Here is a 22,643-nt window from a genome sequence, read left to right on the forward strand (position 1 = left end):
AACACGCTCCGCATCCTGTCGGGTGAACGTGTCCGATGGCAGCAACGGCAACGGCGCTCCGGGTTCAGCGATTGTGGCGCGGTCCGGGGCAGACCTGCGCCCCTGCGTGATATGGCTGACGGCCTTATACGTTCCCCGATTCAGAAGCCCGGTGGCTTTTCGCGCCCGGAGAACATCAATAGTAGTAATCAATGGGGAGCCAAGGATAAAGCCCGCATTGTCCCGGTCTGTGCGTACCAGATCATACATCTCAACGACAGCATTCAGGGCCTCCGCCATGGGAACACCGGCTTCAATATGCGCCTGAATGGTGTCTTCCTCGCCAAACGGCGTATCGCTGAGGGTAAGCCCGTAGTGCTGTGCCAACAGGTGAGTCAGCAGGGTGCGCCAGACTTCAGCAGGCGACAGGCAGCACGATGCCACCCGTGTCGGTGAGACAGGTTGTTTTTTCATGACAGTATTCTCGTGATAATGTGGGTAGTATTGAAAAAGGCGCGAACATGAACGGCAACCCGGCCCGCGCTTATGGAAATCCGCCCGGCAGAAGAGAGAACGGATATGTTCAGTCCTGTGTTGCTGGAACCGGGACAGGAGTGGGATAAATGGCGATATATACATAGCCGCAGGAGCCAAGCGTATCAGCCTCACAAGTCAGTTCCTTCGCCTGCAGTGTGATGCCCTTCGCCCTGCGCGGCTCCAGCTCACCAGACAACAGCATGCCTTCCATCTGCTTCATGAACAGCGGAAAGGCCTGGTCCAGATGGCGTGCATCGCTTTCGCTGAACACACCGCTAAACCCGGCCCGGTCGGCCAGAAAATGTAGGTTGTGGCCTTCCTGTACCAGTCGTGCACCAAACAGCGGCGTCACATCACGCCAGAGCCCCCACCAGGGGGTTGCTGGCGACGGTGTATGTGTTGAATGGGTCATATTTGTGTCTCCATATTCCAGCCAGTGAGATACGCCTCCGGCAGGGCTTTATTATCTTCAGTTCAGCTTTCCCACATCACGCGGGTGGTGTAGACCCCGCTGGCGTGATAGCTCAGGAAGTTGCGCTCCCACAGGGTGTATAGCGCCCGGGCCTCAGACGGGGACAAATCCCCTGTACGGCAGTGCCAGACATAGCCCTGCGACCAGCTGATATCGATGATTTTCTCAAGCTCGGGATAAACGTTGCCGACATAGCCAAAATCGGTGGCGTAGTCCAGACACCACTCGTCCCCCTGGTGAACTAGCCGGATTTCCACCGGGTGATAACCGCCCCGCTCCACGCTGTAGTCCGGGTCCCGGAAGTTGAGCGTAACGGCGGTGACGCGATGTTTACTGGCAGGTATTTCGCCCGCCTCTGCCATCAACATGTCGAACAGCTGCAGACTGACAGGCAGCACAAAGCCTGCCGGTTGAATAACGGCATTGATGTTCATGGGTAAAACCTCAGTATTTACAGTTTAAAAATGAAGGGATAAGGCGAACGTGGATTACCGTGGTTAATGTGTATTAAACCAGGTAACTCACAGTAACCCGTGTTCAGCGAAAGACCAGGCTTTGTCGCCTCCCACAATGAGATGGTCGGTCACGCGGATATCCAGCAACGCCAGTGCGTCTGTAATTTTTTGGGTAATGAGTTTATCGGCCTGGCTCGGTTCAGGCTCACCACTGGGATGGTTATGCACCAGTATCACAGCAGCAGCGTTGTGCGTCAGTGCCAGGCTGACTATTTCGCGGGGATAAACCATCGTCTGGCTCAGCGTACCGGTAAACAATGTCTGGTAGCCGAGAATATGATGTTGCTGTGAAAGCATTATCACACCAAAAGATTCACGGTTTTCAAGCGCCAGCTTCATCACCAGCCACTGACGTACATCTTCAGATGAGGTGATTTTTCGGCGATTGCGAAACTGGCGGGTCAGCAAAGAATGGGCAAACCGGATAATCTGTTCGCGGGTAACCGGCTCCAGCGTCTGATAATGACCGCTACGATCACTTGCGATAAACGTCATGATGTACTCCTTACCTTTTAGTTCAGAATTCACGTTCAACAAAGTAAATGGCATCCGGCAGCAACGTATGGCGCTTCAGCTCAGGTTGTACTGAAAACGTGTCCTTTCGCTGGCTGCGTATCCCCAGGCTATCAAACAAAAACAACCGGGTAGCATCGGTACGAACCACCACTGACCAGTGCCATGTGGTCCCCATAATCACCACGCGCTGCGCTTGATTCTCCGGTGAAGCCAGCCAGTCGCTGATATCATGAAATATTCGGTGAGTTCTCAAGGTTCGATAACGGAAGGGAGTATGAAAATAGAGGGGATAATGTTGGGCGTAATGCCCTCTCAGCAGAACATCTGCTATCAGGTGGTCCATCTGCTCTTCATCCAGGCCAAGCGTCAGGAGATCAAATAAGTCCCATCGTCGCTTATAGCTGCTTAGCAGGCGGTACATTAATTTTTCCCGCCTTACTCTGCCGTCATAGAGGTAACTCAGGGTATTAATCAGGCTGTAGATGCCACACAAATAGTCATGCTGTCCCTGGCGGGACGCATGAACGTCTCGAGGAAGTGTCATTGTAAATTTCCGGGATAAGTGATGGCTGTGAACCAGCCGGAATGGTGGTGATACAGTGGCTGAGCGCATGATGGCTGCCACTGTATAAATTATAACAAAATCAATATATTAATGCAAGTGATTCTTGTTATCACTTATCCAGCGACTCCTTCACTTGTTACTGGTTAACGTCTCCTTCAGACAGGTCCCTTGCAACCTGAGCCAGAGCCTGCTGCAAAAGTTTATCCCTAGAGGCCGGTTTCATGGTACGGAACAACTGTATCCACAGGTTAAGCTGCTCGTCTGCTGAGGTATCTGCCGCATCCCGCTCACTTTTCAACGCCATCCCTGCCGCGCTGATATGGTACAGAAACCCCTTCCCACTGGTGCGTTTGCGGCGGATTTCCGGATGTAGGGCTGTGAGCTTTTCCAGACGTAGCCGCGCCCCTTTCGCTGTGCCCGGCATTCCTTCCATTCCGGCAAACTGCTCTGCTGTAAGCCACTCCCCCCTGTCCGTCATTCCGGCATCACAGGGCTCAGTCATCTGTTCACTGCTCATAAAATTTCACCTCTTATCAAAGCGTTAGTTAAATGAGCGCAAATAACCATAAAAGGAACTTGATAACTTCCTTTTGTTCGCTTTTAATATCTCCGGTACTAACAACCCGGAGTGAATACATTGAGTAACTCAACAGATTCGCAAAAAAAGCGAAGTAAGGGAAGTGCTGTTAACTGGCACCGGGCAGATATTGTCGCCGCCCTGCATAAGCGGGGACTTTCCCTGTCAGCTCTCTCCCGGCAACACGGGCTGGCTTCCAGGACGCTGAATAACGCTTTTGAGCGCCACTATCCGCGGGCGGAAAAGATTATTGCGGAGGCACTGAACACTACGCCCGAAACCATCTGGCCTGAGCGCTATGCAGGTAGGTCTGTCAAAAACGAAAGCTGAAGGAAGCAGGGTATGTCGACCACCATTACTGAAGTAACGGAATGCTTTGAGTACCTTTTTAGTTCCCTTTACCGGAAAGCATTTGTCAAAACCCTGCGCCTTAACGAATGCAGTGAACGGGAGTTGCTACCGCTGGTACGCTGCTACCTGCTGGGTTGGTTTGCCGACAGCGTCTCACCGGAAGTCCGGGGGAAACTGCCCGGCAGTATCTCCGGGCATGGCTATATTGATTTCGTCATTGACGATGTGGCGGTGGAGTTCGCCGTCCGTAAGCCAGGAGCCGCCCGTTCTGCACTGTCAGCCTCAGTCAACAGCACGGAGGTAAAGAAACTGATGAAGTATGACGGCAAAGCCCTGCTGGTACTGTTCGATTTTTCTGACACGCCCTATACCGAAGAACAGATTGAGTCCTTCAGAAACTGGCCCTCCCTGGGCCGAGGCAACCATCGTAAATCAGCGTTCAATGTTGCGTATTTCTTTGTGGAAAAACGCAGCCCGCTGACACCCAGGAAAATCACCAGAAATATCCGCATCCGTTAACGGTAGCGCGCATAACGGATAATGAAAACGTCAATGAAAGGAGATCACCGAAGATGAGGAAAACCGCTGCCATGTTGCTTCTGGCATTTTCAGGTTGTGCCGGGGCAAAAACACTCCCCGCAGAAAATTTGCAGGGGCTGTATGAGGCTTATGCCACCCTGAATACCTGCCACCAGTATGGTTACACTGGCGATGAGGCCTTAACCGCACTGGACAAACTTATCCGCAGCAATCGCTATCAGGATAATACCGGCAACATCATGACATTAACGAAGGACAATATTAACTATTACCATTCCCTTCAGGACCGCTTTATTCTTGAGCAGCAATTCAAAAGCGAAGGAATAAACCAGAGCGGTATCCGGCTCCAGATAAAAACCCTCTGCGACCAGATGAACGCCGCTGTTGGTGGGAAGCTGGGTGTGAAAACTCGAGTTATTTCACCGGATGACCTTCCCGCCAGCGCAAAACCTGTTTTTGACAAACCGGCCACTGACAGTGCCCCGGCAATTCCGGAAGACCGACCGATGACATGGGACAACAGCCCGGTCCAGGGTATTCCGGTTCAGTGAGGGGTAACACAATGAAGAAGCATATTATTACCGCACTGCTCATCACAACAGTATCCGCTCCGGCGCTGGCAGCGTACCCGGTAAGCCAGCCTGCTCAGGCCGCAGAAGTGATGGTCAGTATGTGCCAGCAGCAGCGTTCGGGTATGGACAAGAACCAGGCCATCCGTAAAGTCTATGGCACCGTAAGCGACTGGCCCATAGCTTCAACAACTGAAGTTGCTGCTGCGATGGATGAAGGATGGAATTTTGCTGTACAAAATCCAGAGATAAGTTGCGACAGAATTTATCCCATGATGATTGACATGCTGGATGGGAAAAAGGATTGAGAAACCAAGCTTAACTTAAGTTGGCAAAACCAATCTGCATCAATTGAAATTTCACATAGCGATGTGCCCTCCAGCAGGGCACAATTATTATAAACCGTCTGCTATGAGCGAAAAGCGGACATTCCTGTACAAAGCATGGCGTTGGAATACAGTAAGATCATTGATTAATAAGTGAGTCGAATCAGAACAGTAGCCAATGAAACAAAAAATTCGCAAACGTAACCAAGACTGGATATCAAGGCAATTGAAACGTGCGCAAAAGAGGAAATGCCGTTAAGTTTCTTTATTAACTTTCCCTCAATATGAGCAACTGCTTGTAATGGTGTGCGCCTTAAACGGCATGGTCGTCTCAAGCCGGACTGGAGTCGCGCATTGTTTCATTAGGGTTGGGGAGAAGTGCCTATTGTTGGGCAAAAAGTAGTGTTTACTGGTTTGAGGGATTTGATAAGGAGCAATTGCCTGTTGAATGGGGTGCGCTGTGGGAAGATGCCTGAATATATTGGTTTTGATTTGATCTCACAGTGCAACACACAATCAACTCTTACAGTCTGCTGTGAGCAAAAATTGCACATTTCTAACAGCCTTCCGTGTGAATCAACGAGGAGCAGGTCACTGGCACAGAGGGGACGTTTAACCCCGTCCGGCCTCCGCTGAATTGGCTGCCAATTCCGTCCGGTCGTACCTGCCTGAGCCGTCTACTTCAGTAAAAACTGAATCAGCATAGCAAACATATATACTGTCGCTGCAATTTGTATTGTTCGCACTCCCCATCTGAGATATCGCCATTTATGACGTTCTCTGGCATCGGCTTCTTCAATGGTGGATTCAGTATGCTTTCTTCTCTTTGTCCTGAATGGATCAATTACCCATAGGGCAAGAATAAAGAGAACGATTGTTTTCTGAAGTATGGGATGATCCACGAAGAGTGACTCCGGCCTGCTCGCTGATACAATCAGAATAGATGAACAATCCCGAAATAATCAACACTAAATGTATGGCAATTATTTATTTTCGTCCTGGCTGGATTTTGTGACCTGCTCCCAACAAATTAACATAGCACAATGTAAGCAAGTTCTGCTTTTGGCACGAAGCGGACTTGTTAACTGGGTTGGAGATCCGCTTTGAGCGAGAAGTGGGCCTTCGGTTATATCATTTCCTTTGTGCAAATAGTTATCATCACAATCGCAATCTGTGAGTGATTATACCAAGCGGATGGCAACACCAGTTACAACGTGGCAAATACGCCACAGCCCCCTGATGTAATTAATCCAGAAGGGTATCTAAATAATCAGCCCATATCTGCAACCATTTTTTACACTCAGCATCATATTTATATAGATTATAAATACCTTCTACCCCGCCTTTGGTATGCCCAAGAACAGCCTCAGCGACTTCATTAGGGCATTGTAACCGTGATAACCCTGTTCGTACCGTCCGCCTTAAATCATGTGGCCTCCAACCGGGTATATCTAGCATTTTTCCTGATTCCCGCATACGCCAAGCATTCTCAGTGAGATATTTCTGCTGTATTGGCAACTTCGTACGGGATGAAGGGAACAAATAAGCATCGGAATTGAGTCGTAAAACCTTTAAAAAATCAATGGCCTGATTAGGTAGCTGCACATAGCGTTCAATGCCTGTTTTTGTTTCACGTAGGTGTATTGTCCCCTTTTCAAGGTCAACATCCTTCCATGCCATATTGCAGACTTCACCGGTACGACACCCGGTCCAGAGAGTCAGACGTAACACGTTTTTGATCGTTGGCGTGTAAGCCGAACCCGGAAGCCATTTAAGGAATTTTGCAAGCTCGTCCTCGCTCAGTACTCGTGTTCCACGTCCGTTTGTGAGCTTGATTCTGGTCTGTCGTAAGCTGGATTTTGCTAACAGCGCCGGATTCGCGAAATTATCATCAAATCGCCCAAGGCCGATTGCAAATTCATATGCGAGTGAAAGCTCCCTCAGTACATTCCCAGCCTGTACGGTTGCACCTCGAGCTACAATGTTATTGATTAAATTAATGACATCCTGGCGCGTAATCTCAGCAGCATTCCGGGTTCCTAAGCTTTTAACAGCGTCACCATAGAGAGTACGACGAACCTCAGCCTGCCCTTTCGGCTTTCTGGCACCGGGAATGACCTTCCCGTCCTTCGTTTTACGATCCTCAATACGTTCGGTAAGATACAGTTCAACCAATCCCTGTACGGTCAATTCAGGGATCTTAGCCTGTTCAGCTTCAATCGCACGCTGGAGCTTATCTTGTTTGAGTTCAGTCGCAGGGCACCGACCTTCCTGTCGGAGGAGCTTTAATTCGTGGAGTTTGAGACGTGCAGCAGCTAGAGAAGTCTGCGGAAAGTTACCAATTTTAACCTGAGCAAGCTTGCCAGTCAGAGGACTTGTGTAACGGTAGAAAAAAGACTTAACCCCAGTTGCACCGCAGGAGACACGTAAGCCACGATTTTCGCCTACATCAGCCTTATCTTTGTCGCCAGGCTTCATCATTTCTACCGCTTTAAACGAAAGTGGCTTTCCCTCTTGTTTTCCTACCATAAAGACTCCGTTATCATGCACCTTATGCAGTCATGAACATAAATGTAGGTTGCACTGTGTGTGCCCATATTTTACCAAGTCACAGGTTGGCAAGCTACACTTTAACCTACATTTAAATGTAGGATTTCATGATATTCGATGAGACATAGTGAAACCTAACGATAACCACAAAAACCACTAACTCATTAAAAATTAAGAAAACGGACATCACAAACCGATGAGTACAATAGAAAATCTAGACTCTCACACCCCAATGATGCAGCAGTATCTCAAGCTGAAGGCTCAGCATCCGGAAATACTGCTTTTTTACCGCATGGGCGACTTTTACGAACTGTTTTATGACGATGCGAAACGCGCATCTCAGCTACTTGATATCTCCCTGACGAAACGCGGTGCATCTGCTGGCGAGCCAATCCCGATGGCGGGCATTCCTCACCATGCGGTCGAGAACTACCTCGCCAAGCTGGTTAATCAGGGTGAATCTGTCGCTATTTGTGAGCAGATTGGCGATCCGGCAACCAGTAAAGGTCCGGTTGAGCGCAAAGTGGTACGCATTGTCACGCCTGGCACCATCAGTGATGAAGCGCTGTTGCAAGAACGCCAGGACAACCTGCTGGCTGCCATCTGGCAAGACAGTAAAGGTTACGGCTACGCCACGCTGGATATCAGCTCAGGGCGTTTTCGCGTCAGTGAACCCGCCGATCGCGAAACCATGGCCGCAGAGCTGCAGCGCACCAACCCTGCTGAATTGCTGTATGCCGAGGATTTCGCTGAAACGTCACTGATTGAAGGGCGCCGCGGCCTGCGTCGTCGTCCGCTGTGGGAATTTGAAATTGATACCGCCCGCCAGCAGTTGAACCTGCAGTTTGGCACGCGAGATCTGATTGGCTTTGGCGTAGAAAATGCCCCGCGCGGATTATGCGCCGCCGGCTGTCTGCTGCAGTACGTCAAAGATACCCAGCGTACCTCGCTGCCGCATATTCGTTCCATCACCATGGAACGTCAGCAGGACAGCATCATTATGGATGCCGCCACACGCCGCAATCTGGAGATCACGCAGAACCTGGCGGGCGGCGTTGAAAACACGCTGGCGTCAGTCCTCGACTGCACCGTGACGCCGATGGGCAGCCGTATGCTCAAGCGCTGGCTGCATATGCCGATCCGTGACACCAAAGTCCTCATCGAGCGCCAACAAACCATCGGCGCGCTGCAGGATGCCACCAGCGAATTGCAACCCGTGCTGCGTCAGGTCGGCGATCTGGAACGTATCCTGGCGCGTTTGGCCCTGCGTACTGCGCGTCCGCGCGATCTGGCCCGTATGCGTCATGCCTTCCAGCAATTACCGGAACTGCGCGCGCAACTGGAAAGTGTAGACAGTGCCCCCGTGCAGATGCTGCGCGAGAAAATGGGTGAGTTTGCAGAGCTGCGCGAACTGCTGGAACGCGCCGTTGTGGAAGCTCCGCCAGTGCTGGTTCGCGACGGTGGCGTCATCGCCCCGGGCTATAACGAAGAACTGGACGAGTGGCGAGCGCTGGCTGATGGCGCAACTGACTATCTGGACAGACTGGAAATCCGTGAGCGCGAGCGCACCGGTCTGGATACGCTGAAGGTTGGGTTTAACGCCGTTCATGGCTACTACATTCAGATCAGTCGCGGGCAGAGCCATCTGGCGCCGATTAACTATGTGCGTCGCCAGACGCTGAAAAACGCCGAACGCTACATTATTCCGGAACTGAAAGAGTACGAAGACAAAGTTCTGACGTCAAAAGGCAAAGCACTGGCGCTGGAAAAACAGCTGTACGATGAGCTGTTCGACATGCTGTTGCCGCATCTGGCTGATTTGCAACAGAGCGCCAGCGCGCTGGCGGAGCTGGACGTACTGGTCAACCTTGCAGAACGCGCTTATACCCTGAATTACACCTGCCCGACCTTCACCGATAAACCCGGCATTCGTATTACTGAGGGACGTCATCCGGTGGTTGAACAGGTGCTAACCGAGCCGTTTATCGCCAACCCGCTTAACCTCTCGCCTCAGCGACGGATGCTGATCATCACCGGTCCGAATATGGGGGGTAAAAGTACCTATATGCGCCAGACCGCGTTGATTGCGCTGTTGGCCTACATCGGCAGCTACGTTCCGGCGCAGAAAGTGGAAATAGGCCCGATCGATCGGATCTTTACCCGCGTGGGCGCGGCGGATGATCTGGCATCCGGTCGTTCTACCTTTATGGTAGAAATGACCGAAACCGCCAACATTCTGCATAACGCCACCGAGAACAGCCTGGTACTGATGGATGAGATTGGACGCGGCACCTCCACCTACGATGGCCTGTCGCTGGCATGGGCGTGCGCGGAAAACCTGGCCAATAAAATCAAAGCATTAACGTTGTTTGCCACCCACTACTTCGAACTGACTCAGTTACCGGAAAAAATGGAGGGCGTCGCGAATGTGCATCTGGATGCGTTAGAGCACGGCGATACCATCGCCTTCATGCACAGCGTACAGGATGGTGCGGCGAGCAAGAGCTATGGTCTGGCAGTAGCAGCCCTGGCTGGTGTGCCGAAAGAGGTTATTAAACGCGCGCGGCAAAAACTGCGCGAACTGGAAAGCATTGCGCCAAACGTTGCTGCGACCCAGGTCGATGGAACACAGATGTCGCTGCTTTCAGTGCCTGAAGAAACCTCGCCCGCCGTTGAAGCGCTGGAAAACCTCGACCCGGATTCACTAACGCCTCGCCAGGCGCTGGAGTGGATCTACCGGTTGAAAAGTTTGGTGTAACGTTGTAATGCCCGATGGCGCTTTGCTTATCGCGCCTACGGCAACGCGAGAATGGGTGCAAGAGGACGAAACCGGACCATCAAAACGCGGGGGTTTCCCCCGCGTTGTTGCTACTTCTTCGGTTCGTAAGCGAGAACAGCTTTAAACTCCATACCACGTTCTTTAATACTTAACTCGCACAACGAATCTCGTACCATTAACGTGAATCCCAGCGCCGTGAAACACAGCACTACAATTGCCACAAGGGCATATTTTGTCAGCATGTCTTGCCTCCCTGCAAAGAAGAGACTAACATCCAAATGGTCTAGGTTTGTACGCTAGCCTCAGGTTGATAGAACTATCTCCTGGGGCTTTTGTCTTTCCGGGACCTTACAAATGCTCAAAGCCCAGAAAGCCTCAAGCACCCGCAGCTATTCTATTCCCGATGCCGCTGTAACAAATCAATTTATCAATACGTTACGAGTCTGCTCGCAAAAAAGACCCGGAATCCCGGGCCTTCAGTATTAGCGCTTACCTTCCGCCAGCAGCGGTGGGATACTCGGCACCATCGGTGCGTCATCCATATCTTTTTGCGTCATACGAAACGCCTCCGGGTAGTGCTCGCGACTGGTACGACGTAGCGGTTCGGTATTACGCCAAGTGTACAGGCAATGCTGGCACTGATATACCGTCCAGACACCTTTTACCGGCGAGTTTGCCATCACTTCAATATGTTCATCGGCACAACGTGGACAAATCATCTGCTACTCCTTATTTACGGTTGGCCAGCATGGCGGTCAGTTTTTCTGCCCAGGCTTTCGTTTCCGGTAAATCACATACCGGCTGGCTGTAGTGCCCACGGTTATCCGGCGCGACCGGCGTGGTGGCATCAATAATTAACTTGTCGGTAATCCCCGCCGGACTGGAACCCGGATCAAGCTCCAGCACCGACATATTCGGCAGTTGCACCAGATCGCCCGCCGGATTGACCTTCGAAGACAGCGCCCACATCACCTGCGGCAGGTTGAACGGGTCAACATCCTCATCAACCATAATCACCATTTTCACGTACCCTAAGCCATGCGGCGTCGTCATTGCGCGCAGCCCCACCGCGCGGGCAAAGCCGCCGTAGCGTTTTTTGGTGGAGATAATCGCCAGCAAACCGTGGGTGTACATGGCATTCACCGCCTGCACTTCCGGGAACTCGGCTTTCAGCTGTTGGTACAGCGGTACGCAGGTTGCCGGCCCCATCAGGTAGTCAATCTCCGTCCACGGCATCCCCAGATATAGCGATTCAAAAATTGGTTTGGTGCGATAAGAGACTTTATCGATACGTACGACCGTCATATTACGTCCACCGGAATAGTGCCCAGTAAACTCGCCAAACGGCCCTTCGATTTCACGCTTACGGCTTTCAATGACCCCTTCGAGGATCACTTCCGAACCCCAAGATACGTCAAAGCCGGTGAGCGGTGCGGTAGCGATCGGGTACGGGCTTTCACGCAGCGCTCCCGCCATTTCGTATTCCGACTGATCGTACTTCAGCGGCGTGGCCCCCATCAGGGTGATGATAGGATCGTTACCCAGCGTGATGGCAATCGGAAGATCTTCACCGCGCTCTTCAGCTTTATGCAGATGCAGCGCGATATCATGCATCGGCACCGGCTGCAGGCCAAGCTTGCGTTTGCCCTTCACTTCCATACGATAAATGCCGACGTTCTGTTTGCCGAAGTTGTCCGGATCCAGCGGATCGCGCGACACCACGCAGGCTTTATCAAGATAGAAACCGCCGTCACCATCGTTCAGACGAAACAGCGGCAGAATATCAAACAGGTTGATCTCCTCACCATCAACACAGTTTTCAGCCCACGCCGGGTTGGCACGACGCTCCGGCGTAACCGGAAATTTATCCCAACGGCGAATAAACTCATCAATTTGTTTTTTCACCGGCGTATTGGGCGGCAGGCCTAATGAAATGGCATGATTCTGCCATGAGCCGATAGTATTCATCGCCACGCGGGCGTCGGTAAAACCACGAATATTGTCAAACCACAGCGCAGGCGCACCATCACCAATACGTCCGGTCGCGTTAGCCGCCGCAGCCAGATCCGGCTCAGCGTTGACTTCTTCACTGATTTTCAGCAATTGTCCCTGGTCGTCCAGCGCTTGTAAAAAGCTGCGCAAATCATCAAATGCCATTATTCATTCTCCTGTGAAAAATTTTGCGCCTGCCGTAAACCCTGCCAGCGACGGGCGTTTGGATGCTCCAGACCAAACTGATCGAGCACACGCGCAACGATATGCTGAGTGATGTCATCGACCGTTTGCGGGTGGTTGTAAAACGCGGGCATCGGCGGGACCATCGCCACGCCCATGCGGGAAAGTGCGAGTATGTTTTCCAGATGAATAGTGCTAAGCGGCATTTCACGCGGAACCAGAACCAGCTTGCGCCCTTCTTTCAGCACCACATCAGCAGCGCGCCCCACCAGTCCTTCCGCGTAGCCTGCTCGAATACCGGCCAGCGTTTTCATACTGCAGGGGATAATGATCATGCCGTCAGTACGAAACGATCCTGAGGATATAGTCGCCGACTGGTCCGCCGGGTTGTGGCAATAATCGGCCAACGCCGACACATCACGGACGCTGTACGGCGTCTCCAGTTCAATGGTGGTTTTGGCCCACTTTGACAGCACCAGATGGGTTTCTACCCCCAGCATTTCCCGCAGCGCCAGCAATAGCGACACACCAAGCGGTGCGCCGGTCGCCCCGGTCATTCCTACAATCAGTCTCATTTCGCCCTCAATTTTGTTCGTATACGAACATTTTATTAAAATACTCCCTCGATGCATTCCGGACAAGAGCACCTCGCACAGATTGCTAAAGCAGCAATGGTTAAACTATGACGCGTTACCCGTTAAGATAGAGACTGACAGATATTCCGGAGCTCTCATGCCGTTAAGAAACACAGCCTTTCACCTTTTACGTCAGCTTTTTCAGCAACATACGGCTCGCTGGCAACATGAATTACCGGATCTGACCAAACCGCAGTATGCGGTGATGCGCGCCATTGCCGAGCATCCCGGCATTGAGCAGGTCGCCCTGACCGAAGCCGCAGTCTGTACCAAGGCAACGCTTGCGGAAATGCTGAGCCGGATGGAAAAACGGGAGTTGGTCAGACGTGAACACGACCCGGCGGATAAGCGTCGGCGGTTTGTTTATTTGACCGCGCAAGGAGAAGCATTACTGACCAGCGCAACCCCGTTAGGCGATAGCGTGGATGATGAGTTTCTGGGGCGATTATCTGATGAAGAACGTGAGCAGTTCATACGTCTGGTGCGTAAGATGATGAACTAATCTGCCGGATGGTGACATAAATGTCTTATCCGGCCTACAAAGTCCTGCTCCCCGTAGGCCTGATAAACGCAGTGCCATCAGGCAACAAACATAGAAAAAGGCCAGTCTCAATGAGACTGGCCTTTCTTGATAGAACTTGTGCTTACTCGCGGAACAGCGCTTCGATATTCAGTCCCTGAGTCTGCAGGATTTCACGCAGACGACGCAAACCTTCAACCTGAATCTGGCGAACACGTTCACGGGTGAGGCCAATTTCGCGGCCTACATCTTCCAGTGTCGCAGCTTCATACCCCAGCAGACCAAAGCGACGTGCCAGTACCTCACGCTGTTTGGCGTTCAGTTCGAACAGCCATTTGACGATGCTCTGTTTCATATCATCGTCTTGCGTGGTGTCTTCCGGGCCGTTTTCCTTTTCATCGGCCAGAATATCCAGCAACGCTTTTTCGGAATCGCCACCCAGCGGGGTGTCTACCGAGGTAATACGCTCGTTGAGTCGTAGCATACGGCTGACGTCATCAACCGGTTTGTCCAGTTGTTCAGCAATCTCTTCTGCGCTCGGTTCGTGGTCCAGTTTATGCGACAACTCACGCGCGGTACGCAGATAGACGTTCAGCTCTTTTACAATGTGAATTGGCAGTCGGATCGTACGGGTTTGGTTCATAATCGCCCGTTCGATCGTCTGGCGGATCCACCAGGTTGCGTATGTTGAGAAGCGGAACCCGCGTTCCGGGTCAAACTTCTCGACTGCACGGATCAGTCCCAGATTGCCCTCTTCAATCAGGTCCAGCAATGCCAGACCACGATTGCCATAACGACGAGCAATTTTCACCACCAGACGCAGGTTACTTTCAATCATGCGACGGCGGGATGCGACATCCCCACGCAGTGCGCGACGCGCAAAATAAACTTCTTCTTCGGCTGTTAACAGTGGTGAATAACCAATCTCACCAAGGTAAAGCTGAGTCGCGTCCAACACACGCTGTGTGGCCCCCTGCGATAACAGCTCTTCTTCAGCCAGGTCGTTATCACTGGGTTCCTCTTCACTCAAGGCTTTTTCATCAAAAGCCTCTACTCCGTTCTCATCAAATTCCGCATCTTCATTTAAATCATGAACTTTCAGCGTATTCTGACTCATAAAGGTGGCTCCTACCCGTGATCCCTAACGGAACTAGCACGTGAAAGCCTGGTTCCGCCGAATTATCGCTGCGGTAAATAACGCAGCGGGTTTACGGATTTCCCCTTGTAACGAATTTCAAAATGCAAGCGTGTTGAACTGGTTCCGGTACTACCCATGGTAGCTATTTTCTGCCCCGCCTTGATTTCTTGTTGTTCCCGGACCAGCATTGTATCGTTATGGGCGTAGGCACTCAGGTAATCATCGTTATGTTTGATGATAATAAGATTACCGTAACCACGCAGCGCGTTACCGGCATAGACGACGCGTCCATCTGCGGTCGCGACAATAGCCTGTCCCTTGCTGCCTGCAATGTCGATCCCTTTATTGCCACCTTCGGTAGCCGCAAAGTTTTCGATCACTTTGCCGTCGGTCGGCCAGCGCCAGGTAGAGATTGGCGAGCTGGTTGACGTTGAGCTTGCAGTTGATTCGGTTGCGCTAACTGCCGGAGCCGTTACAGGCGCTGTGACCACAGTCCCAGCAGGCTTGTTGTTCGGCAACATTTTATTAGCACTTTGTTCACCTGAATCCTCAGAATACGTAATTGTTGGTTTCGAAGCAACAGCAACGGTGGAATTTTGTGCAGGGTTGGTCACAACTCCTTGCTGTGCTGCATCCGCCTGGGTGATGGCATTTCCACCGGTAATCGGTGCGCCAGACGCATTGCCCACTTGCAGAGTTTGACCGACATTCAGGCCATACGGGGCCGGAACGTTATTGCGTTGTGCGAGATCACGGAAATCGTTCCCGGTAATCCAGGCAATATAGAAAAGGGTATCGCCTTTCTTAACAGTATAGGTACTGCCGCCCGTATAGCTACCTTTCGGAATGTTCCCATACTTACGGTTGTACACAATACGACCGTTTTCCATCTGCACAGGTTGTTCCGCAACAGGCTGGATCTGTGTTGACTGTGTGGTCGGACGCTGCACCGGCTGGATCTGCGGCGTTTGCTGTACTGTCGACGTCGAGCCCATTTTTGGTGGAGGCGTAATCAGCATACCGGAATTGGTGTTCGTTGATGCACCGCCATCAACGGAACTGACCGGTGCAGGTGGATTCGAGGTATTTGAACAACCTGCCAGCCATAATGAAACCAGTGACAATGCCGCAATACGGCGAACGGTAAATTTGTGGCTTCCCGCGCTCATTTATCCCCCAGGAAAATTTGGTTAAAACCAGTGACGTAATCACCGTGCAAGGCATCGGACTGGGCACTGGAAATGTGACCACGATACGCTTACTAATTCCAGAATATCCAGGAAAACTCCAGGTATTCAGAGCCTGTATCTACGCAAGCTCCCCTTTTACTAAGGGAACGAAGCGTACGGCCTCCACGGTATCGATAATAAATTCGCCTCCCCGACGACGCACCCGTTTCAGAAACTGGTGCTCGTCACCCACGGGTAAGACGAGAATGCCGCCTTCATCCAACTGCATCATCAATGCGGTTGGGATCTCAGGCGGCGCTGCCGTAACAATGATAGCGTCAAACGGGGCTCGCGCTTGCCAGCCTTGCCATCCATCACCATGACGGGTAGAAACATTATGTAAATCAAGCTGTTTAAGTCGACGACGCGCCTGCCACTGCAAACCTTTAATGCGCTCAACAGAGCACACATGGTGCACCAGGTGCGCCAGAATCGCCGTTTGGTAGCCAGAGCCAGTACCAATTTCCAGCACCCGGGACTGTGGCGTTAACTCCAGCAGCTCGGTCATCCGCGCAACCATATAGGGCTGCGAAATCGTCTGCCCCTGACCAATCGGCAGGGCAATATTGTCCCAGGCCTTATGTTCAAACGCCTCATCAATGAATTTTTCACGCGGCACGGCGGCAAGTGCATCGAGAACAAGCTCATCTCTGATGCCCTGCGCACGTAATTGTTCAAGAAGAGTGTGTACGCGTCTGCTTACCATTGCGTGTCGGCTCCCACGCTGTCTAACCAGTCAGAAACAACTTCATGCGCGCCGTATGCGGTTAAATCGACATGCAGCGGCGTGATGGAAACATAGCCTTCATCGACGGCGGCAAAATCAGTATCCGGTCCGGCGTCGCACTTTTCGCCCGGTGGCCCGATCCAGTACAGCGTATTACCGCGCGGGTCCTGCTGTGGTATCACCTGATCTGCAGGATGGCGACTACCGCAGCGGGTGACGCGGATACCTTTAATCTGATCCAGCGGTAAATCCGGCACGTTGATATTCAAAATGCGCCCGGTGCGCAGCGGTTCACGACTCAGCGCCCGTAAGATACGGCAGGTTACTGCGGCAGCAGTATCGTAGTGTTTATGCCCATCAAGTGAGACAGCCAGCGCAGGGAAGCCCAGGTGACGACCTTCCATCGCTGCCGCAACGGTACCGGAATAGATAACATCATCGCCGAGATTAGGACCTGCGTTAATACCAGACACGACAATGTCCGGACGCGGACGCATTAATGCGTTAACGCCCAGATAGACGCAATCGGTAGGTGTACCCATTTGTACGGCGATATCACCGTTATCATAGGTGAACGTGCGAAGTGAGGATTCCAGCGTCAGCGAGTTGGACGCGCCACTGCGGTTACGATCCGGGGCAACCACCTGTACGTCAGCAAACTCACGCAGCGCTTTCGCCAGCGTTTGTATACCGGGTGCGTGAACCCCATCATCGTTACTCAGCAATATACGCATAATCACCCATAGTGTTAATAAGTTCCCTTACAACACTGGTGGCGAAGCTACCTGCCGGTAGCCAGAAACGTAACTCAACGGTTACGTCATCCCACCAGTTCCAGCTTAATTGTTGTGGATACAGCAACATAGCGCGACGCGACGCGTCGACTTTCTCGCGCAATAACAGAGACTGCAGCGCGGTTTCATCAGCAACAGCGGCTTCTTCAAACGCCAGCGCGTCGCGTTGAGTTCCCCACTCACCGCTGCCCGGTAATGCCGCTGTAATCATCAATTCTTTCTCATCGACGCGACGCTGTAATTCAGTTTGTTCTTCCTGTGCGGCGACAAACCAGCTTCCGCGCCCCGATAATTGTAGCGCATCGCCGTCAACAACTTGATTAAAGTCTGTTTTTTTCAGGCGTTCACTGACTATCTGATTAAACAACGCGCTACGGGCCGCCGACAACCAAAAACTGCGTTTATTGCGATCGCGCACCGGCGCATCGCTTTGCGCCCAGCGCAGCGCCCCTTGCAGGTTGCTGCCGCCGATACCAAAACGCTGAGCGCCAAAATAGTTCGGAACGCCGCGCTCGTTAATTGCCTGCAAACGCGCTTCAACATCATTTCGCTCGCTCACTTCACGCAGCACCAGCGTAAATTCGTTGCCTTTCAGCGCCCCTAAACGCAGCTTACGCTTGTGGCGTGCGTACTCCAGCACTTTACAGCCTTCAAGCTCAAATTTGCTTAAATCAGGCATCGCATTGCCCGGCACACGCGCACACAGCCACTGTTCCGTGACCGCATGCTTGTCTTTCTGACCAGCAAAGCTCACTTCGCGGGCATGAATTTTCAGGAATTTCGCCAGCGCGTCAGCCACAAAACGGGTGTTACAACCGTTTTTCAGGATACGCACCAAAATGTGCTCGCCTTCGCCATCGGGTTCGAAGCCTAAATCTTCGACGACGACAAAGTCTTCCGGATTCGCTTTCAGAACGCCATGGCCTTGTGGTTTGCCATGGATATACGTCAGATCTTCAAACGCAGTCATTTCGTTGCCTTAATGAGTAACGCCACCGCTTCACAGGCAATCCCTTCCCCACGCCCGGTAAAACCGAGTTTTTCCGTGGTGGTCGCTTTCACGTTAACATCATCCATATGGCAGCCGAGGTCTTCGGCAATAAACACACGCATTTGTGGAATGTGCGGCAGCATCTTCGGCGCCTGAGCAATAATTGTCACATCCACATTACCAAGCGTATAGCCTTTGGCTTGAATACGCCGCCAGGCTTCACGCAATAATTCACGACTATCTGCACCTTTAAAGGCCGGGTCGGTGTCCGGGAATAGCTTACCGATATCCCCCAGCGCAGCCGCGCCCAGCAGAGCATCGGTTAACGCGTGCAACGCCACGTCACCATCAGAATGCGCCAGCAATCCTTTTTCATACGGGATGCGCACACCACCAATGATAATTGGGCCAACTCCTCCAAAAGCGTGTACGTCGAAACCGTGTCCAATTCGCATTATGCCTTCTCCTGATATACACAGCGTCCTCCAGGCAGCCTGAAGTATGATGTATCTAGATAGTTCGGGTCAGATAAAATTCCGCCAGCGCCAGATCTTCCGGGCGGGTGACTTTGATGTTGTCAGCACGTCCTTCGACCAGCTGCGGATGAAAGCCGCAATATTCCAGCGCCGAAGCTTCGTCTGTAATAGTTGCACCTTCGTTGAGTGCACGTGTCAGGCAATCGTGCAATAACTCGCGCGGGAAAAACTGCGGCGTCAACGCATGCCATAAATCGGTGCGATCGACCGTATGGGCGATGTCTGTTCGCCCCGGCTCCGCACGTTTCATTGTGTCGCGTACCGGTGCGGCAAGGATCCCGCCGGTACGGCTGGACTCGCTGATTGCCAGCAAACGGGCCAAATCATCCTGGTGCAGGCACGGACGCGCGGCGTCATGCACCAGCACCCAACGGGCCTCCCCTGCGGCTTGCAAACCGGCAAGGACAGAATCGGCACGCTCGTTGCCGCCATCCACCACCGTAATTTGCGGGTGCGCAGCAAGTGGAAGTTGGGCAAAGCGACTGTCGCCTGGGCTGATAGCGATGACGACTCGCGTCACCCGGGGATGAGCCAGCAGCGCATCAACCGAGTGTTCAAGAATGGTTTTATTGCCAATAGAGAGGTACTGCTTAGGACACTCTGTTTGCATTCGGCGGCCAAACCCGGCAGCCGGCACCACGGCGCAAACGTCCAATAAAGTGGCTGCCATGTTAAATCCCTGGACGGTTTATCGATTGTTTTGCCCTGCAGTCTGAGCGCGTTTAGACGCGTCAGGCACCAGACGATAAAAGGTTTCGCCCGGCTTAGTCATACTGAGTTCGTTGCGCGCACGCTCCTCAATAGCCTCTTGTCCGCCATTGAGATCGTCAATTTCGGCAAAGAGCTGATCGTTACGCGCTTTAAGTTTCGCGTTTGTAGCTTGCTGCGCAGCAACATCATCGTTGACGCGACTATAGTCATGTATGCCGTTCTTACCGAACCACAGCGAATACTGCAGCCAGACTAATAAAGCCAGCAACAGCAGCGTTAGTTTACCCATCCTGCCCCCTGAAAAACGGCATTAATATCCCATAACTTCCGCAGACAACTTTACATCAACGGTCGGGAATGCCGCGACAACGCGGGCAAATGTACCACATTTGCCCGTTGTTACGTATACCCCGTGTAAGGAGAACATAATCTCATTGTTGGTTACGGTTTGAATTATGACCAGAGAGTGAACAACGTCGGCGATTGTTAAAAAAAGGCGTTTGCCTAACCCAATAACCATAAAAATAGTGCGCCAAACATCGCCCCAACCACCAGCAGGGTACAGGTAATGCTCAGCAGCAACCTCCCCTTCAATAGCGAGTGCAAGGCAATACCCGCGACAATCGCCACGGGCAGCAATGCGAGGAAAAAGGGCCAGGTATAAATGAAGAAAAACAGTGTATTAGGGCCATACATCAGACACGGGAATCCCAGCGCCAACAACCACGCGATAAAACCGACCACGGCCCCCGGTAGTGACCAGGTGGTTTCGTCGTCGGCGGCGAAGGTATCTGACTCTGTAATAGTAATGTTATGGCTGTTACGCATATCTAATCCTGTGACCGTGACTGACCGGGCATGTGAGCTCGGGTGTCTCAGGATCTGATAATATCTTCCTGCCTCAGCAGGTCTAATAATTGGGGTACCAAATTTGTTACCAATTGTTCACCATCAAGATGAATCTCTGGCGATTCAGGCGCTTCGTATACCGAATCAATTCCGGTGAAATTGCGTAACTCACCCGCCCGCGCTTTTTTATACAGCCCTTTTGGATCGCGTGCTTCACACGTTGCTAATGGCGTATCGACAAAAACTTCAATAAAACGCCCTTCGCCAACTCGCTCACGAACCATTTTGCGCTCAGCGCGATGCGGTGAGATAAAGGCGGTCAACACCACAAGCCCCGCATCCACCATCAGGTTAGCCACTTCACCAACCCGGCGAATATTCTCCTTACGATCGGCATCACTAAATCCAAGATCGCTGCACAAGCCGTGACGCACGTTATCGCCATCCAAGAGATAAGTACTCACCCCCAGCTTATGCAACGCTTCTTCAAGCGCCCCTGCTACCGTGGATTTACCGGAACCAGACAACCCGGTAAACCACAGTACAACACCACGATGACCGTGGTGTTGTTCCCGCTGTTGCGGTGTAACAGGATGGGCATGCCAGACGACGTTTTCGTCATGCAGCGCCATTATTTTCCTCCCAGCAGATCGCGCGCACCCCAGTGTGGGAAGTGGCGACGCACCAGTGCATTAAGCTCCAGCTCAAACGCGCTGAACTGAGAAGCCGCGGCGTGCTCCTGAACAAGTGGCTCACGCACCAGTCCCGCGCCAACGGTAACGTTGGTCAGGCGGTCAATAATTATCAGCCCGCCCGTCACCGGGTTCTGCTGATAGGTATCCAGCACCAGCGGCTCATCAAAGGTCAGATTAACCAGACCGATGCCGTTTAGCGGTAGCGCTTCAACGTCACGTTGGGTCAGGTTGTTTATATCGACCTGATATTGCACGCTATCAACGCGTGCGCGGGTCTTCTTGCCTGCGACTTTGATGTCGTAGCTTTGTCTAGGCGACAGCGGTTGTTCCGCCATCCAAACCACATCAATGGCAGCGCTTTGAACCGCCGGCAACGCCTCACCGGCATCAAGTAACAGGTCGCCCCGGCTGATATCGATCTCATCTTTCAGCACCAGGGTGATCGCTTCACCTGCATGCGCTTCCTGTAAATCGCCATCAAAGGTCACGATCCGCGCTACGCTGGACTCAACGCCGGACGGCAGTACTTTGACGCGCTGCCCGACCTTCACGCTACCGGAGGCCAGCGTTCCGGCATAACCACGAAAATCCAGATTCGGTCGGTTCACATACTGCACTGGGAAGCGCATCGGCTGAGTATCAATACTGCGCTGGATCTCAACGGTTTCCAGCACTTCCAGCAGCGTCGGACCGCTGTACCACGGCATACTGGCGCTTTGCGAAGCCACGTTATCGCCTTCCAGCGCAGAGAGCGGCACAAACCGGATATCCAGGTTGCCCGGAAGTTGTTCAGCAAAAGTAAGATAGTCTTCGCGAATGCGATTAAATGTCTCTTCGCTAAAGTCCACCAGATCCATTTTGTTGATCGCCACCACCAGGTGTTTGATCCCAAGCAGCGTGGAGATAAAGCTGTGACGACGAGTCTGATCCAGCACACCTTTACGCGCATCGATCAATAGGATCGCAAGGTCGCAGGTCGACGCACCGGTCGCCATGTTACGGGTGTACTGTTCATGCCCGGGAGTGTCCGCAATAATAAATTTGCGCTTCTCGGTAGAGAAATAACGGTAAGCCACGTCGATGGTGATGCCCTGCTCGCGCTCGGCCTGTAAGCCGTCAACCAATAACGCCAGATCAAGCTTTTCGCCCTGAGTGCCGTGACGTTTACTGTCATTGTGCAGCGATGAAAGCTGGTCTTCATAAATCTGACGCGTGTCGTGCAGCAGGCGACCAATCAGGGTGCTTTTCCCGTCATCCACGCTACCGCAGGTTAAAAAGCGCAGCAGACTTTTGTGTTGCTGGGCAACCATCCAGGCTTCAACGCCGCCTTCATTAGCAATTTGTTGTGCAAGTGTCGTATTCATGGC

General features: G+C 52.3%; 27 protein-coding genes and 1 pseudogene. 6 read left to right on the forward strand and 22 right to left on the reverse strand.

Annotated elements, in window-relative coordinates:
• Positions 1-96: 96 nt before the first annotated feature.
• The 6 genes and pseudogenes from C2U41_RS30175 to C2U41_RS16660 all read right to left on the reverse strand — a co-directional run.
• Positions 97-453, reverse strand: a pseudogene (locus C2U41_RS30175) (TA system toxin CbtA family protein); the annotation flags it as partial.
• 109 nt (positions 454-562) lie between these two features.
• Positions 563-928 (reverse strand): type IV toxin-antitoxin system YeeU family antitoxin, encoded by a 366-nt coding sequence (locus tag C2U41_RS16640; RefSeq protein WP_032333278.1) that lies wholly within the window; start codon positions 926-928, stop codon positions 563-565.
• Positions 929-990: 62 nt separating this feature from the next.
• Positions 991-1,422, reverse strand: a complete 432-nt coding sequence (locus C2U41_RS16645; protein ID WP_032333279.1) for a DUF2787 family protein — start codon at positions 1,420-1,422, stop codon at positions 991-993.
• 87 nt (positions 1,423-1,509) lie between these two features.
• Positions 1,510-1,998: a JAB domain-containing protein gene (locus tag C2U41_RS16650; protein WP_045146589.1), complete on the reverse strand. Its 489-nt coding sequence runs from the start codon at positions 1,996-1,998 to the stop codon at positions 1,510-1,512.
• A 22-nt stretch (positions 1,999-2,020) separates the two neighbouring features.
• Positions 2,021-2,563, reverse strand: coding sequence for a hypothetical protein (locus C2U41_RS16655; RefSeq protein ID WP_000174655.1), 543 nt, complete (start codon positions 2,561-2,563; stop codon positions 2,021-2,023).
• A gap of 157 nt (positions 2,564-2,720) precedes the next feature.
• Positions 2,721-3,101, reverse strand: a complete 381-nt coding sequence (locus tag C2U41_RS16660; RefSeq protein ID WP_032333280.1) for a hypothetical protein — start codon at positions 3,099-3,101, stop codon at positions 2,721-2,723.
• A gap of 120 nt (positions 3,102-3,221) precedes the next feature.
• Between C2U41_RS16660 and C2U41_RS16665 the strand changes: the two genes are divergently transcribed.
• The 4 genes from C2U41_RS16665 to C2U41_RS16680 are packed head-to-tail and all read left to right on the forward strand — an operon-like array spanning position 3,222 to position 4,929.
• Entirely contained in the window at positions 3,222-3,491 is a 270-nt protein-coding gene (locus C2U41_RS16665) for a helix-turn-helix domain-containing protein (RefSeq protein ID WP_001442951.1), read from the forward strand.
• Between the two features lie 12 nt (positions 3,492-3,503).
• Positions 3,504-4,031 carry a hypothetical protein gene (locus tag C2U41_RS16670; RefSeq protein ID WP_000108266.1) on the forward strand — a complete coding sequence of 176 codons (528 nt, stop codon included), beginning with the start codon at positions 3,504-3,506 and terminating at the stop codon, positions 4,029-4,031.
• Positions 4,032-4,084: 53 nt separating this feature from the next.
• Positions 4,085-4,603, forward strand: a complete 519-nt coding sequence (locus C2U41_RS16675; protein WP_032333282.1) for a hypothetical protein — start codon at positions 4,085-4,087, stop codon at positions 4,601-4,603.
• Between the two features lie 11 nt (positions 4,604-4,614).
• Positions 4,615-4,929, forward strand: coding sequence for a hypothetical protein (locus C2U41_RS16680; RefSeq protein WP_032333283.1), 315 nt, complete (start codon positions 4,615-4,617; stop codon positions 4,927-4,929).
• Between the two features lie 1,263 nt (positions 4,930-6,192).
• Here C2U41_RS16680 and C2U41_RS16690 read toward each other — a convergent pair.
• Positions 6,193-7,476: a tyrosine-type recombinase/integrase gene (locus C2U41_RS16690; protein ID WP_032333284.1), complete on the reverse strand. Its 1,284-nt coding sequence runs from the start codon at positions 7,474-7,476 to the stop codon at positions 6,193-6,195.
• Positions 7,477-7,693: 217 nt separating this feature from the next.
• Here C2U41_RS16690 and mutS point away from each other — a divergent pair, with 217 nt between their 5' ends.
• Entirely contained in the window at positions 7,694-10,255 is a 2,562-nt protein-coding gene (gene mutS, locus C2U41_RS16695; RefSeq protein ID WP_032949913.1) for a DNA mismatch repair protein MutS, read from the forward strand.
• 110 nt (positions 10,256-10,365) lie between these two features.
• On the opposite strand, the gene C2U41_RS16700 is transcribed toward mutS, so the two are convergent.
• From C2U41_RS16700 to C2U41_RS16715, 4 genes are all read right to left on the reverse strand, one after another.
• Positions 10,366-10,518 carry a Hok/Gef family protein gene (locus C2U41_RS16700; RefSeq protein ID WP_003034202.1) on the reverse strand — a complete coding sequence of 51 codons (153 nt, stop codon included), beginning with the start codon at positions 10,516-10,518 and terminating at the stop codon, positions 10,366-10,368.
• Positions 10,519-10,758: 240 nt separating this feature from the next.
• Entirely contained in the window at positions 10,759-10,995 is a 237-nt protein-coding gene (locus tag C2U41_RS16705; protein ID WP_003840317.1) for a non-oxidative hydroxyarylic acid decarboxylases subunit D, read from the reverse strand.
• Between the two features lie 10 nt (positions 10,996-11,005).
• Positions 11,006-12,433: a non-oxidative hydroxyarylic acid decarboxylases subunit C gene (locus C2U41_RS16710; RefSeq protein ID WP_103848290.1), complete on the reverse strand. Its 1,428-nt coding sequence runs from the start codon at positions 12,431-12,433 to the stop codon at positions 11,006-11,008.
• The gene (locus C2U41_RS16715) at positions 12,433-13,026 is read right to left on the reverse strand and encodes a non-oxidative hydroxyarylic acid decarboxylases subunit B (RefSeq protein WP_103848289.1); all 594 of its coding nucleotides are present in this window, start codon (positions 13,024-13,026) and stop codon (positions 12,433-12,435) included. The genes C2U41_RS16710 and C2U41_RS16715 overlap by 1 nt, the downstream gene beginning before the upstream one ends.
• A gap of 157 nt (positions 13,027-13,183) precedes the next feature.
• On the opposite strand from C2U41_RS16715, the gene C2U41_RS16720 reads away from it, so the two are divergent.
• Positions 13,184-13,588 (forward strand): MarR family winged helix-turn-helix transcriptional regulator, encoded by a 405-nt coding sequence (locus C2U41_RS16720; RefSeq protein WP_003034194.1) that lies wholly within the window; start codon positions 13,184-13,186, stop codon positions 13,586-13,588.
• Positions 13,589-13,730: 142 nt separating this feature from the next.
• On the opposite strand, the gene rpoS is transcribed toward C2U41_RS16720, so the two are convergent.
• The 11 genes from rpoS to cysN all read right to left on the reverse strand — a co-directional run bounded on the left by rpoS (position 13,731) and on the right by cysN (position 22,640).
• The gene (gene rpoS, locus C2U41_RS16725; RefSeq protein ID WP_000081498.1) at positions 13,731-14,723 is read right to left on the reverse strand and encodes an RNA polymerase sigma factor RpoS; all 993 of its coding nucleotides are present in this window, start codon (positions 14,721-14,723) and stop codon (positions 13,731-13,733) included.
• A gap of 62 nt (positions 14,724-14,785) precedes the next feature.
• Complete coding sequence (gene nlpD, locus C2U41_RS16730; RefSeq protein WP_223232897.1) at positions 14,786-15,868, reverse strand: murein hydrolase activator NlpD; 1,083 nt, start codon at positions 15,866-15,868, stop codon at positions 14,786-14,788.
• A 184-nt stretch (positions 15,869-16,052) separates the two neighbouring features.
• Positions 16,053-16,679: a protein-L-isoaspartate(D-aspartate) O-methyltransferase gene (locus tag C2U41_RS16735; RefSeq protein ID WP_003034172.1), complete on the reverse strand. Its 627-nt coding sequence runs from the start codon at positions 16,677-16,679 to the stop codon at positions 16,053-16,055.
• Positions 16,673-17,434 (reverse strand): 5'/3'-nucleotidase SurE, encoded by a 762-nt coding sequence (gene surE / locus C2U41_RS16740; protein WP_003825728.1) that lies wholly within the window; start codon positions 17,432-17,434, stop codon positions 16,673-16,675. The genes C2U41_RS16735 and surE overlap by 7 nt, the downstream gene beginning before the upstream one ends.
• A complete protein-coding gene (gene truD, locus C2U41_RS16745; protein WP_103848288.1) occupies positions 17,415-18,464 on the reverse strand; it encodes a tRNA pseudouridine(13) synthase TruD in 1,050 nt (349 codons plus the stop codon). Before truD ends, surE begins: the two co-directional genes overlap by 20 nt.
• Positions 18,461-18,940 carry a 2-C-methyl-D-erythritol 2,4-cyclodiphosphate synthase gene (gene ispF / locus C2U41_RS16750; protein WP_003034167.1) on the reverse strand — a complete coding sequence of 160 codons (480 nt, stop codon included), beginning with the start codon at positions 18,938-18,940 and terminating at the stop codon, positions 18,461-18,463. The genes truD and ispF overlap by 4 nt, the downstream gene beginning before the upstream one ends.
• A gap of 55 nt (positions 18,941-18,995) precedes the next feature.
• Complete coding sequence (ispD, locus tag C2U41_RS16755; RefSeq protein WP_003840328.1) at positions 18,996-19,691, reverse strand: 2-C-methyl-D-erythritol 4-phosphate cytidylyltransferase; 696 nt, start codon at positions 19,689-19,691, stop codon at positions 18,996-18,998.
• 18 nt (positions 19,692-19,709) lie between these two features.
• The gene (gene ftsB / locus C2U41_RS16760; RefSeq protein ID WP_003034163.1) at positions 19,710-20,021 is read right to left on the reverse strand and encodes a cell division protein FtsB; all 312 of its coding nucleotides are present in this window, start codon (positions 20,019-20,021) and stop codon (positions 19,710-19,712) included.
• Positions 20,022-20,236: 215 nt separating this feature from the next.
• Positions 20,237-20,560 carry a DUF3561 family protein gene (locus C2U41_RS16770; RefSeq protein ID WP_003034160.1) on the reverse strand — a complete coding sequence of 108 codons (324 nt, stop codon included), beginning with the start codon at positions 20,558-20,560 and terminating at the stop codon, positions 20,237-20,239.
• 47 nt (positions 20,561-20,607) lie between these two features.
• Positions 20,608-21,213 carry an adenylyl-sulfate kinase gene (cysC, locus tag C2U41_RS16775; RefSeq protein ID WP_103848287.1) on the reverse strand — a complete coding sequence of 202 codons (606 nt, stop codon included), beginning with the start codon at positions 21,211-21,213 and terminating at the stop codon, positions 20,608-20,610.
• The gene (cysN, locus tag C2U41_RS16780) at positions 21,213-22,640 is read right to left on the reverse strand and encodes a sulfate adenylyltransferase subunit CysN (RefSeq protein WP_103848286.1); all 1,428 of its coding nucleotides are present in this window, start codon (positions 22,638-22,640) and stop codon (positions 21,213-21,215) included. The genes cysC and cysN overlap by 1 nt, the downstream gene beginning before the upstream one ends.
• Positions 22,641-22,643: the final 3 nt, after the last annotated feature.

Origin of the sequence: Citrobacter freundii complex sp. CFNIH4, from assembly GCF_002934505.1 — a bacterium.
GTDB classification, from domain to species: domain Bacteria; phylum Pseudomonadota; class Gammaproteobacteria; order Enterobacterales; family Enterobacteriaceae; genus Citrobacter; species Citrobacter freundii.